The sequence below is a fragment of the Drouetiella sp. genome (assembly GCF_059504425.1).
In genome coordinates this window covers 105,176-117,486 of the sequence record NZ_JCACIN010000120.1, presented here as the reverse complement: position 1 = coordinate 117,486, position 12,311 = coordinate 105,176, and the positions used below count along the sequence as shown (strand labels likewise).

General features: G+C 50.9%; 13 protein-coding genes and 2 pseudogenes. 7 read left to right on the top strand and 8 right to left on the bottom strand.

From position 1 onward, the window contains the following. Positions 1–263: 263 nt before the first annotated feature. Together AC5JMP_RS27040 and AC5JMP_RS27035 are read right to left on the bottom strand one after the other, a co-directional pair. Positions 264–830 carry a transposase gene (locus tag AC5JMP_RS27040; RefSeq protein WP_495854604.1) on the bottom strand — a complete coding sequence of 189 codons (567 nt, stop codon included), beginning with the start codon at positions 828–830 and terminating at the stop codon, positions 264–266. 201 nt (positions 831–1,031) lie between these two features. Continuing rightward, positions 1,032–3,050, bottom strand: a complete 2,019-nt coding sequence (locus AC5JMP_RS27035) for a DMT family transporter (RefSeq protein WP_495854603.1) — start codon at positions 3,048–3,050, stop codon at positions 1,032–1,034. Positions 3,051–3,174: 124 nt separating this feature from the next. On the opposite strand from AC5JMP_RS27035, the gene AC5JMP_RS27030 reads away from it, so the two are divergent. The 4 genes from AC5JMP_RS27030 to AC5JMP_RS27015 all read left to right on the top strand — a co-directional run bounded on the left by AC5JMP_RS27030 (position 3,175) and on the right by AC5JMP_RS27015 (position 6,789). Beyond that, positions 3,175–3,438, top strand: coding sequence for a hypothetical protein (locus AC5JMP_RS27030; protein WP_495854602.1), 264 nt, complete (start codon positions 3,175–3,177; stop codon positions 3,436–3,438). A gap of 162 nt (positions 3,439–3,600) precedes the next feature. After that, the gene (gatB, locus tag AC5JMP_RS27025; protein ID WP_495854601.1) at positions 3,601–5,085 is read left to right on the top strand and encodes an Asp-tRNA(Asn)/Glu-tRNA(Gln) amidotransferase subunit GatB; all 1,485 of its coding nucleotides are present in this window, start codon (positions 3,601–3,603) and stop codon (positions 5,083–5,085) included. Between the two features lie 184 nt (positions 5,086–5,269). Beyond that, complete coding sequence (locus AC5JMP_RS27020; RefSeq protein WP_495854600.1) at positions 5,270–6,484, top strand: SpoIID/LytB domain-containing protein; 1,215 nt, start codon at positions 5,270–5,272, stop codon at positions 6,482–6,484. A gap of 5 nt (positions 6,485–6,489) precedes the next feature. Beyond that, a complete protein-coding gene (locus tag AC5JMP_RS27015; protein WP_495854599.1) occupies positions 6,490–6,789 on the top strand; it encodes a hypothetical protein in 300 nt (99 codons plus the stop codon). On the opposite strand, the gene AC5JMP_RS27010 is transcribed toward AC5JMP_RS27015, so the two are convergent. From AC5JMP_RS27010 to AC5JMP_RS26995, 4 genes and pseudogenes are all read right to left on the bottom strand, one after another. Continuing rightward, positions 6,780–7,718, bottom strand: coding sequence for an alpha/beta fold hydrolase (locus AC5JMP_RS27010; protein WP_495854598.1), 939 nt, complete (start codon positions 7,716–7,718; stop codon positions 6,780–6,782). The genes AC5JMP_RS27015 and AC5JMP_RS27010 overlap by 10 nt on opposite strands. A 44-nt stretch (positions 7,719–7,762) precedes the next feature. Beyond that, entirely contained in the window at positions 7,763–8,992 is a 1,230-nt protein-coding gene (locus AC5JMP_RS27005) for a class I SAM-dependent methyltransferase (protein WP_495854597.1), read from the bottom strand. A gap of 48 nt (positions 8,993–9,040) precedes the next feature. Beyond that, positions 9,041–9,466: pseudogene (locus tag AC5JMP_RS27000) on the bottom strand (HNH endonuclease). Further along, positions 9,450–9,848, bottom strand: coding sequence for a hypothetical protein (locus AC5JMP_RS26995; protein WP_495854596.1), 399 nt, complete (start codon positions 9,846–9,848; stop codon positions 9,450–9,452). Before AC5JMP_RS26995 ends, AC5JMP_RS27000 begins: the two are co-directional and overlap by 17 nt. A gap of 256 nt (positions 9,849–10,104) precedes the next feature. Here AC5JMP_RS26995 and AC5JMP_RS26990 point away from each other — a divergent pair. The 3 genes and pseudogenes from AC5JMP_RS26990 to AC5JMP_RS26980 all read left to right on the top strand — a co-directional run. Then, a pseudogene (locus AC5JMP_RS26990) lies at positions 10,105–10,473 on the top strand (type ISP restriction/modification enzyme); the annotation flags it as partial. Positions 10,474–10,561: 88 nt separating this feature from the next. After that, positions 10,562–10,792, top strand: a complete 231-nt coding sequence (gene vapB / locus AC5JMP_RS26985; RefSeq protein ID WP_495854595.1) for a type II toxin-antitoxin system VapB family antitoxin — start codon at positions 10,562–10,564, stop codon at positions 10,790–10,792. Further along, the gene (locus tag AC5JMP_RS26980; RefSeq protein ID WP_495854594.1) at positions 10,789–11,175 is read left to right on the top strand and encodes a type II toxin-antitoxin system VapC family toxin; all 387 of its coding nucleotides are present in this window, start codon (positions 10,789–10,791) and stop codon (positions 11,173–11,175) included. The genes vapB and AC5JMP_RS26980 overlap by 4 nt, the downstream gene beginning before the upstream one ends. A gap of 85 nt (positions 11,176–11,260) precedes the next feature. On the opposite strand, the gene AC5JMP_RS26975 is transcribed toward AC5JMP_RS26980, so the two are convergent. Continuing rightward, positions 11,261–11,416, bottom strand: coding sequence for a ribbon-helix-helix domain-containing protein (locus tag AC5JMP_RS26975; protein ID WP_495854614.1), 156 nt, complete (start codon positions 11,414–11,416; stop codon positions 11,261–11,263). 330 nt (positions 11,417–11,746) lie between these two features. Beyond that, complete coding sequence (gene ilvN / locus AC5JMP_RS26970) at positions 11,747–12,265, bottom strand: acetolactate synthase small subunit (RefSeq protein ID WP_495854593.1); 519 nt, start codon at positions 12,263–12,265, stop codon at positions 11,747–11,749. Between the last annotated feature and the right edge of the window lie 46 nt (positions 12,266–12,311).

The following is a 12,311-nucleotide window of genomic DNA, read 5'->3' as shown; positions in this document are numbered from 1 at the left end:
CTCCCCTCTAAATCCTTGCCCAGTCATTCTCTCAAGACTTTTCTGCACCACTAAGGCTTGAAGTGTCGTGTTCTAAAGTCAAAATTTTGAGCTTTAGGGCTGGTATTCCGTGTTCTAAAGTCGAAGTTTCAAGCTTCAAGGTCAATGCTTCGTCTGGGCTGAAACCATATGCTTGTAGCCTAAGACGATCGAGTTAGACGTGGAGTTTGAAGAGTTAGCTGGTGGGTTCGTAGAAGTATTCGTTGTAGAGTTTGGTGATCGCCCTACCACTTCGACTGAACCTCCGGATGCAATTGGTCTTCCTGCCAAGAAAGGGGATTGTTGTGAATATATTGCCGTAGCCGATGGAGAGATTCTTCGTTAGGGACAATATTTTCATAATAATTACGCTGCCAAACCGGAATTCCCGTTGCGTTACGAAGGGTATTAATCTGCTTGGTAGCTGCTGATTTGAATGAACCCACAGTTGTCGATAATGAACCCGCGATCGGTTGTCCAAATTTTCGTTTTTCAAGCTGCATTTTCGGGTAGGGGCATGGCAATGCCATGCCCCTACAGGTGTCGGCAATCAAAATAATTCCATGTAGGTGGTTAGGCATCACCACAAATCCATCCAATTGAACTCTAGCAAAATGATCTGGAATTGCCTGCCAGCAAGATTCTGCTATTTCTCCCATCTCGCTCAATTGCATCTCACCATTCACAATTTCACCAAATAGGCACTGCCGTTGATGGGTACAAATGGTGATGAAATACGCACCAGGAGATAAATAATCATATTCCTTTAACCGAATTGACCGTCTGTGGTGTTTGTCTGGGTTGTATTTCACGACATTCTATCAATACACCTGATTGATAGAATGCCCAGAGAGAAACAGCGATTGCATTATTCGGTCAGAAACGAGCTAATCAGTCCTCACTCTTGGGTGCCCAGGAACCTACGATCGCCTCTTTCCACTTTTCTCTTTCTGCTAATTCTAAGGTTATATTTCATACTAAGGATTCGTGTTAGGGGTATGGCAGTGCCAACCTTAACCCCCCGAAGCCCTAGAACCCGATCGCCCTTCCTTGCGATTTTGGATCAAGATGCGCTCGAAGCTCAGCGCCGTTACGCCTAGCGTCACAATCAGAATGCCGACGAGCTGGATCAGATGCAGCGCCGTCAGCTCACCTGGAATGAGGAAAAACGCCATCATTGCCGTTAGCACCGGACTACTCGCCGCAATAATTGAAGCCCGCGCCGCCCCTATAAACCGCACCCCAAAGTTGTTCAGCAGATAGCCCACCAGCGTCAGCACTCCCAACACTACACCGCTGATGAATAGCCCTAAGCGATCGGTCGGAGTCACCTGAATGCCCAGCACGATCAGGCTCAGGCTTGCCAACACGAAAATCGAGACAAACTGAATCAGGCTAACGGGCACCGGATGCAGCTTACGAAAGCTAATTTGCATCGAAACCAGGTAAAACGCAAAGAAAATGCCAGAGGCGATCGCCGCTCCCACCCCTGATCCAGAAAGACTTGTGGTTGCCGTGATCTTCGGCAGCGCCGTCAAAATCACGCCCGACAGAATCGTCACCATCACAATCACCCGAAACCGATTGGGGCGTTCGCCAAACAGCAGCCAGGATAGCGGCAGCGTCACGATCGGGTACATAAACAAAATAGTGGTTGCCACCCCTGGCCCAATTTCGCCAATGGCAATATAGAGCAAAACCTGCGACAGAAACAGGAAAAAACCGCTGCCCACCACGCTGCCAATCAAGCGGCGATCGTTCGACTCAAAGAAATAGCGCGTGTCGCGCCACATGGGCGGATGCAGCACCGAACCTAGCCATGCCATCAGCGGCACCACCACCAGCATCCGCATCCACAAAATAAACAGCGAACTGCCAAAGCTACTGATATTGATATAGCCGCCGATCGGCACAAGACCAAACAGCTTGCTAGGGTTGCCCACCAGACCCACAATCACGTTGTGCAATGACAACGCCAGAGTGGAGCAGAGAACCATGACTAGACCGAGTTGAAAGGGGGAGAGCTTGTTGGGGCGGGGAGTCGGGAGTCGGGAGTCGGGAGTCGGGAGTCGGGAGTCGGGAGTGGGGGAGAGAGGAGGAGCTGAAAAATTGGGGGAAACGGAGCTAGGCGGCTGCGGGTCAGGAGAAAGGCTGCTTGTAGGAGATAAAACTGTAGGGGGGACGGGCGGCTGAGCGGGTGGCAGTGGCTCGTTGGCGGCTCCGATCGGGATGCTTTCTCCATAGCTGCCTCCCAGGTGACTTCCACCCAAGTAGCCGCCACTCTCTAGGCTACGGGTTTCTGGGCTACGGGCTTCTGGGCTACGCGGCGTTTGGGCGATCTCCTGCTGAAGTTGCTGACTGATGCGGCTCACCAATACTTCTAGGATGGCTTCACCCTGCTGACCCAATTCCTGCATTCGGTTGATCTGTTGCGACAGCGTGCTTTGGTAGCTGTTGAGGTCGCTGCGTAACGATGTAAAGGTGCGGTTTAGAGTGTCGTCGAGGGAGGCGATCGATCGCTGTGTATTTTCCAATTCGCCTTTGCCCGCAATCTGCGGCAGGTCACCCCCCTGCATTGGATAGCCGCTGCCCTGATTGCCGATCTGATTGCTAATTTGATCGAGCCGCTGGCTCATGGCAGTTTGTAAATGATTGGCAAGCGCCAACGCCAACTGCTTTGCCCAAGCCTGCTGCTGCGCCAACTGCTGCCGAGATAGCCCCACGTCGTACTGCGACTGAAGCACCTGCTGCTGGTTCTGAAGCTTCTCGATGTCGTTGAGCAGCCGCGACTTCTCGGTTTGCAGCCGCCGAATATCTTGATGCAGCTGCGTCACCAAATCTTGCTGCAAGGTTCTGAGATCTTGAGTCATCGATCGCAACACGCTGTTTGCCGAACCTGCGATGGCTGAGTTTGCGTCAGATGTTGCCGCATTCGGTGAGATTGTCCCTGCGTCTCCTGTCTCCGCAGCAAGATTTGCCTCCGAATCCGGATTTTGACTCAAATCTTCAGGTGAATTGTCCAGTCGCCCCATACCTGCGCCTCTCACGTTTGCCCTAGCTAGCGTGAATGATATCGTCAAAATCCACAGATGCACGACTCAGCTTCACCAACTTAGTTAATGTTAAGTCGGAGTCAGACCTGTCGGAGAGAAAACCTTGCAACCCCCCGATATTCACTTTCAGGAGCTAGAGGCTTTGTTGCAGCGCCATGCTGACGATTTAGAGGCAGAAGTCCGCGCCTTGCAGCAAGCCCACGAAACCGCACAATGGCCTTCAGCCTGGAAACAAATTTACAACTGGAATTTTGCTCAATGTTTTGCCCGTCAAAAGATCTGGCGCAACTGGGCAGCCGATGCTGAGGCTTGGGGTTTGCTGCCAAAGAGAAGCTATCCGAATCGGGGAAATCAGAGGGTTGAGTAGGGGGTTTCTTATTCTTTTTTGAAAGGGGCGCTCCGCGCCCCTTTCAAAAAAATTGATACCCAGCTTCAGTACTGCCCTTCTAAAGTTCATCCGATCGCAACTTCTCGCTAAAATAGAGCTAATCGGCGATCGCTCACTGCAAATCACTCAATCAATATTTCTATGACTGCGGCAACTCCTGTGAAGACTCAGTACGAGGCAATCATTGGCTTAGAAACCCATTGCCAGCTCAGCACGGAAACCAAGATTTTCTCCAATAGCTCTGCCCTGTTTGGATCGGATCCCAACACCAATATTGATCCGGTGTGCATGGGGCTACCCGGAACGCTACCCGTGCTGAACCAGAAGGTTTTGGAGTATGCGGTTAAAGCTGGGCTGGCGCTGAACTGTCAGATTGCGCCCTACAGCAAGTTCGATCGCAAGCAGTATTTTTATCCCGATCTGCCGAAAAACTATCAGATCTCGCAGTTCGATTTGCCGATCGCCGAGCATGGCTGGGTAGAGATTGAAATTCTCGACGCAGACGGCAGCCCCAAACGCAAGAAAATTGGCGTGACTCGGCTGCACATGGAAGAAGATGCCGGAAAACTGGTGCATGGGGGGAGCGATCGCCTCTCTGGGTCTACCTATTCGCTAGTGGATTACAATCGGGCGGGCGTGCCGCTGGTAGAAATTGTCTCTGAACCCGACCTGCGATCTGGCGTAGAAGCCTCAGAATATGCCCAAGAGGTACGCCGGATCATGCGCTACTTGGGGGTGAGCGACGGCAATATGCAGGAAGGCTCTCTCCGCTGCGATGTGAATATTTCCGTGCGTCCCGTCGGCACTGAGAAGTTTGGCACGAAGGTGGAGATCAAAAACATGAACTCCTTCAGCGCCATTCAAAAAGCGATCGATCATGAGATCGAGCGGCAAATTGCGGCGATCGAGGCGGGTGAAAAGATTGTGCAGGAAACTCGTCTCTGGGAAGAAGGGGCACAGCGCACCATCAGTATGCGGATCAAGGAAGGCTCCAGCGACTACCGCTATTTTCCTGAGCCGGACTTATGTCCAATCGAGGTTTCGACCCAGCAGCTCGAAGCATGGCGATCGGAGCTGCCCGAACTTCCGGCACGCAAACGCGATCGCTACGCGACCGAGATGGGTTTGTCGCCTTACGATGCGCGGATCATTACAGACGATCGCGCCATGACGGAATACTTTGAAGCCACGGTTGCCGCTGGTGCCAGCCCCAAGCTTGCCGCTAACTGGATCATGAGCGATATCAGTGCCTACCTTAACAAAGAAGGGCTGAGCGTTACCCAACTGCCGCTCACGCCCGACAGTCTCGCCGAAATGATCAAGCTGATTGAAAACAACACGATTAGCAACAAAATTGGCAAAGATGTGTTGCCAGAGTTATTAAAGCAAGGCGGCTCGGCAAAGGCGCTGATCGAGAAAAAAGGGCTGGTGCAAGTTTCCGATCCTAAAGTGATTGAAGCGGCGATCGATCAGGTCATAGCCTCCTTCCCATCAGAGCTAGAAAAATACAGGAGCGGCAAGAAAAGTCTGCTGGGTTTCTTCGTGGGTCAGGTGATGAAGGCAACAGGCGGCAAGGCCGATCCGAAGCTGACAAATCAACTGCTGCAAGCCAAGCTTGAGGGTTAGATCAATAGAGAGGCGGGCAATGCTCACCTCTCTATTGATATTTGGATTTACCCGAATTTGATACATCTACGATCGATCGGCAATAGAATAGTCTGGGGCTTAGATGTCTAGAAACATTAAGCTGCTTTGATTCGTCGCAGAGTTTAGATTCAGCCCAATTTTTCAGTGTGAGGAGTTCTCATTCATGACATCTCAATCCTGTGCTAGCAGCGCTGGCTTCCGCGTGTCCCCACTGCGGTTTAGAGCGCAGCAATGGCTGGGGCAAAGTCAGACAGGACTGTTTGCCCTGCTGCTGTGGATGGTGGCGATCGCCCCTGCCCATGCCGAATCCTTGACTTTGCGGGTGGCGATCGATCAAGATGTCAAGCAAATTAAAATTGGTAGCTCCACCGATGCAACGCTGACGGATGGAGCTGGACAAGCTCTCGCACCGATTCCGGCAATGAATGCCGTGATGACGGAAGCAAAAGCTGGACGCATCACCGTTAATCAACTTCAGACGAGCCAAGTCTGCATTGAGCCAACCAACGGCGGCTATGTGTTTATTGACAATAGCTGGTATCGCGGCTCCACCTGCGTCCTGCCCTCCGAAGGCGGTCTAACGGCGGTCAACTATGTAGACATTGAGCAGTATCTCTACAGCGTCGTGGGTAGCGAAATGCCAACAAGCTGGAGTCTGGAGGCTCTGAAGGCGCAGGCTGTGGCGGCACGTTCCTATGTGCTACATCAGCGGCAATCCAGCGCGACCGCCATTTTTGATGTCGGTAACACCACGGCGTGGCAAGTTTACAGCGGTATTGAGAAAGAATCTGCCAGCACCCGCGAAGCTGTAGACAGCACGCAAGGGCAGGTGTTGACCTATGGCGGGCAAATTATTGATGCCGTTTTTCACTCCTGTGCGGGCGGACGTACCGAGAACTCAGAGGACATCTGGAGTAGCGCTTTGCCCTACTTGCGCAGTGTCGATAGCCCTGATCAAGATGCGCCCAACTGCCGCTGGGATAAAACCGTTCCGACCGCAACGCTAGGGCAACACTATGCTGACGTGGGAGCAATCCTGCGCATGGTGCCCGAAAAGGTGACTGCGGGAGGTCGCATTGTCAAAGTTCGGTTAGAGGGAGAGACGGGTAGCCGAGTCATTGATGGCGATGATTTGCGCGATGCCTTGGGTCTACGCAGCGCTCCTTTTCAAATCATTCCTCAGATGGGACAGGTTGCCACTGCTGGCAACGTCACCTCTGTGCCGACGGCCTTCCAATTCACTGGGCAAGGCTACGGTCACGGCATTGGCATGAGTCAGTGGGGGGCGCAAAAGCTAGCTCAGCAAAACTGGAACTATGCCCAGATTCTGACCCACTATTACACAGGTGCCGAATTGCGACGAATTGAGGTGCAGTAATTCTGATGCTTGAGAATAGGTTTAGAGTTGCGACGCGGGGCTACTCTGAAGAGTTTGAGCGCTGGACAGATGCTCTAAATGCCGCCAACGCCTTAAAACCCCAGTGTAAGAGCTTGCTGCAAGACGTGCGGATTTTCTATGGGGAAGAGCTGATCTGGGTTTACAGCCGATCGCATACTTATCCGCAATACATTGGCGCAGGCGTATACGATCGCCTTGTTCGTCTCTTCGTTCAAGAAGCCAGGGAAGAGCAGGAAGCCTCTGAGCAAGCTGAATCTGGTCAAGCTGAATCTGGTCAAGCTTGATCGATAAAGGGCGCGATCGCTTCAACAAACAGCTCGGTAGATTCATAGGGCAATACGTTCCGTCCGGCAATTTGCACGCCCTGTCCCTGGGGCAAACGACGCAGATAGTCCTGAAGGCGATCGCCTGGATCTTCACCCTTGCCCGATTTGCTGATGCTAGAAGCTTGATCGCCCACTACTACCAGCGTTGGGACATTGAGCTGAGTCATGGCTGTCTCCCAATTTTTTCGCCAGAAGCCCGCCAAAAACGAGAACACAGCATAGCGTCTACCCGGCGTTTTGGCATCCGTTACCAGAGTGTGCAGCCATTCTTCGTCAACGGCTGCCGCCTCGGCAAAGAGCTGCCGCACTGAAAATGAGGCGATAAATTGCCGTCGCCTCGCATACTCATAGAAAGCGCGTCCCGCTGGCGAATCAAACAGCAGATTCCACAGCAGCTTTTGCTGCCAGATGGGAGTGGGTTTGGTCATGACCGCCCAGGCGGGAGGCCCAGATAGCACTAGACTCTGAACGAGGCGAGGCTGACTTTGGTTCTGGAGCTGTTGAAGTTGAATCAGCGCGATCGCCACAGGCAACAATGCCCCTTGCGCCACCAAAACTACAGGCTTTTTCACCACGGTTTGCAGGAAAAACTGAAGCTGTTCTGCCCAGTCTTCAGGACTGTAGGCAACATGGGGCATATCGCTGTCTCCGCAGCCCAGCAAATCTAGACTGTAGATCGATCGAGTCTGCCCAGACTGAAACCAGGTCTGACAGAATCGATTCCAAAAGCGCCGCGATAGCCCTACGCCGATCGGGTGCAGCAATAGCAAAGGCGATCGCGTATCATCTACCTGATTTGGGCTGGTGCGAACCTCATAGGCACAGCGATAGCTGCGCCACTGATAAAACTGAGTTTCTGGCTGGGTCTGCTGGAGTAATTCAGGCATGGGCAATCTCCAGGGTGATCTTGTTTTAGCCTATCAGCAGAAGGTCAATACAGGGTCGGCGTTGTGAGTCCTGTAAGCGGTTGAGACAGGGCTTCATCCAAGCCTTTGGACTGAACTAACACGCCAAAATTGCCCAACCCCATCGGATTGATTAAGGCATGAAGCGATTCACGGCGGCGAAGGATATCTTGAAGAGAAATACCTTCCGACCGCTCCCCCGTTTCCGAAAGCCCCGCAATCCGATCGCCCAACCCCAGCGCCATCAGAAATAGCCCCTGCTGCGTAAAGCCAACGGTCTGCAAGCCGCAGCGATCGCCTTGCTTTTCTAGCGCCGTGAAATCCACATGCGCCGTGATGTCCTGCCGACCGATTGCCTGATAGGGATCAGAGTGGTGCGCGTGCTGGTAGTAGCATTGCAGCGTGCCCTGCGATCGGGTGGGGCTGTAGTAGCGCTGAGCAGAATACCCGTAGTCAATGGTGAGCAGGTATCCCGTTTTCAGGCGATCGCCCACGGTGGCGATCCAATCCAGCGCTGCCAAATTCACCTCACTCTGATAATTGTCGGGATAAGTCTCGGCAGGGAACTTTAGCTCTACTAGGTCAAAATATTCTGTTAGCTTGGGAGTTGAAAGTTCGGCGATAACCTCTGCAAATGGCTCGCCGATCGCTACATAGATTTCTTGAAGAATGCCATTGGCGATCGCCACCCGATGCACTGGAAAAGCGTCTACTAATTCATTGGAGAAACAGCAGCCGACTATGGAGTTGGTCGGGATTTCATCCCAGGTTTTCCAGGATAAATGCCCCCAAGAATTCGTCAGCTTTTGCAGCCGCTGCTGCTGAACTGCCACCATTGCCGGGGATTTTTCAATAACAATGTATTCCAGCGCCTCAAAGCATTCAAAATGCTGTCGGTGCAGATAGCGCAAAATATCCTGCACAATCAAGCCCTGTCCGGCTCCCATTTCTACTAGGGTAAAGGGATGCGGGCGATCGAGCAGTTCCCACATCTGGGCAAATTGTTCGGCCAACAGCTCACCCAAATCGGCTCCTAGGTGGGGCGAGGTAAAAAAGTCGCTCTGAATGCCGCCCTGAAGACCCTTTTGCATATCCTGAGAATGGGCAACATAGTAACCATAGTCAGGATGGTACAGCGCCAAATCCATGAACTCAGCAAAGGTAATCCTCTGCTGGGGGCTTTGGGCAATCTGTTGGGCGATCGCTTCACATAAAGCCGGGTGGCTGTCGGCAAGTTTTAGCGGCGATGCAGTCATGTTTCTAGTATGTGGCTGTGATGATGGGCTTTGTTGTAGCGTCTTGCGTCAATCTTCAATAGGAGGATGCCAACCAGCAGATATCCAGGCTTGCCTGACTGTAACGGCATAAGGGTTATTAAGCTGCAAAGCCAAAACTGTTGCGCGACCACAAACCGTTAATCCTGCCACATGAGTCCCGTTGTTTATCCAGGTAAAGTGGCGCGACCATTTTTGTTGGCGAGGATTAAACAGTTTGGTATTGCGATTCGTCATCGGATCTCTAGCGTGGGTTTGAGTACCTTTGTAAGAATTGCACAGGCGGCAAGCAAGCCACAAATTTTCTTCATCGTCCGAGCCACCTGCCGCCTTGGGAAGAATATGCTCAATTTCTAAAATTCCCAACACATACTTTTGCAGGCTGCGGCAATAACCGCACTAATTTTTTGCTTGGAACCGAACCTGTGCCCGAATGTCTTCAGAGATTTGGCTCACTTAGGGGTTCAATTAACTGACGTTTGACTGCTTCACTGAGGGCTGTAGCCTTTTGCAGTAGACCCTCTTGATAAATTTGCATGAGCGTTTGTAACTCTGGACGCTCAGTTTCAGTCAGGAAGCCTGCTTGCTGACGATCGAGCAACTCACTTAATCGAGCATCCTGGTCGGGTTCCATTTGGAGTTCGGTAAGTGCTAGCACTTGTGCATCAGAAAGGGCAGAGACAGGCTCAAGATCAGTGACATTAGCTCTGACAGGAGGGATAGAAAGTTGAATACTATCTGCCAAAATACTGGCAACATCTCGATTGGCTAATCGAGCAAATCGCTCAGCACGTTGGTAAACTTCGTCGGACAAGGTAATTGTGACTTTGGTACTCATGGTTGTCTTGAGTGTCTTTGTGGTGGCGCGATCGCTAAGAACCTAACTTCCCCTCGCTCAATCCTACCTCTCTGCAAAGGCATAATTCATAACTTGTATCTTGAAGGTACTTTAGACAGCCAGCAACGCTGAGCAAGATTATGGCGGATTTATGAGTGTATTGCTTGAAGACGTAAGTGGGAACTCTGAAGTTAATCCCTAGCTCATAGCTGCTTCATCGCAGGTAGGGGTAAAATCACTTACAGGCTCGCTCACTATGTCTAGGCTCTTGGTGTCAAAGTATCAGGCAGAGGTTCAACGACTCTTTGATTACGGCGGCTCGCGCAATGAAGGCTCGACCGAGACTGCCTTTCAGAACCTACTGAGTGAGTATTGCAAGAGCAAAAATTTTGTGCCTGTCCCGAAGTTGGAGTACAAAACCAAGGGCGGTAAGACTGTTTATCCAGATGGGACGATCAAAGATGCGATTCGCATGGCGATCGGCTATTGGGAAAATAAAGACTCAAAGGATGACCTAACCAAAGAGATCGAGAAGAAGTTTGAGATCGGTTATCCTAACGACAATATCGTGTTTCAAGATTCGCAAACGGCGGTTTTGTATCAGAACGGGGCGGAAGTGCTCAAGCGAGTTTGTACTGTCAGCGTCAAAACAATGGAGATTATTGGGCAAATGCCAGATGAAGAACATAAACCCTGACAAAAAAGGAGCAGTTATGACAATTGATAATGAGATTTTGCAAACGATTACTCAAATGTCAGAACCACTCAAGCAGGAGCTATTGCATTATGCCAAATATTTGATTAGCAGCCATTCAACGAATATTTCCAAGGAAAACTTACCACCCCAAAAACGTCGATCTGGTATTTTAAAGGGCACCTTTGTTCTGCCTTTACCCGATGACTTTGACGAACCTCTCGACGATTTTAAGGAATATATGGAATGAGTGCTTTTCTGCTAGATACTCATACCTTTATTTGGCTGACCGAAAATGATTCAAACCTTCCAGACAATCTGAGAATAACGATCGACACTGCGGATCTGGTCTATTTCAGCATTGTTAGCCTTTGGGAAATTGCCATCAAGTTGAAACTTGGCAAATTATTCCTTCAACAAAGCTATGAAACAATCGGGAGCGCGATTGATGTCTCAGATATTCTCATCCTGCCGATCGCTTTTGCCGATACAGTACAAGTTCGGAACCTACCGCTACACCATAGCGATCCCTTCGATCGAATGTTAATTTCACAAGCCATCAATCACTCTCTCGCCATCATTAGCACTGATAAAAAGTTTGATGCCTATTCGGTTCAGCGAGTGTGGGCTTGAAGAAGTGCCGAAACGGTGAAAACTATTCAACGAATGCCAGATAGCAATGAGTACCAGATAGCAATGAGTAAGAGTCAGGCGATCGCTACTCTTTCCCCTGATCTCTAGCCTCTAAAGCCTCTAAAATCAATATCTCAATTAGCACACTAACCGATCGCTTATCCTTTTCTGCTACGACGGTTAAGCGGTTTTTTAGCTCTTGAGGCAGGTATACAGTGATTCTAGATTTATCTGTAGCCACACAAACATAAGGATTAGGGGAACTCTCCAAAATTTTAGAACCTCACTTTGTTTTTACGGTAACGTTACTGTAGCGTTACAAATAGCCGCTGTGAGGTATTTTTCATGATTACGCTCTCTGATGATGAGGTTGCTCTATTGCGATCGCTCCTGACTGCCCCGCGGCATCAAAGTTCGGGAGATTGACAAAGCGCTGGTGATCTTGTCCAGAAGCGATCGGGGTTCTCGCCCTGCCGATTGAGTTTGATCAACCGTTCTTCCACGACAAAACAAAACGATCGCCGTTCTGGTCAGCGATCGCCTTTGATTTTCTGAATGCTTCCTGAAAAAACTAAACTTTGGCTTCTAGCGACTTCAGGTATTCGGTGTTCACGCCCGACTCGCGGATGAGAGAAACCTTGCCTGTACGGGCAACCTCCCGCAATCCAAAGCGGTTCAAGACCTGGACGATCGCCACCATTTTACCCGGATCGCCTACCACTTCCAGCGTCAGAGAATCCTCGCCCACATCTACCACTCGCGCCCGAAAAATTTGGGCAAGTTCAATGATTTCAGGTCGGTTGGCGCTGGTAGCATTCACCTTCATCAGCATTAGCTCTCGCTCGACGCAGGGCACCTCGGTGATGTCTTGCACCTTCAGCACGTTAATCAGCTTATAGAGCTGTTTGGTGACTTGCTCAATGGCGCGATCGTCTCCTGGCACCACCATGGTGATCCGCGAAAAGCCAATCTGTTCGGCAGGCCCTACCGCCAAACTTTCGATGTTGAATCCGCGACGGGCAAACAGCCCCGCAATCCGCGTCAACACACCTGCCTCATCTTCAACCAAAACGGAAAGCGTATGTTTCATATGCAGCTCTCAAGTAATTTCCCAATGGGGTCCCAAGCCATAAGTC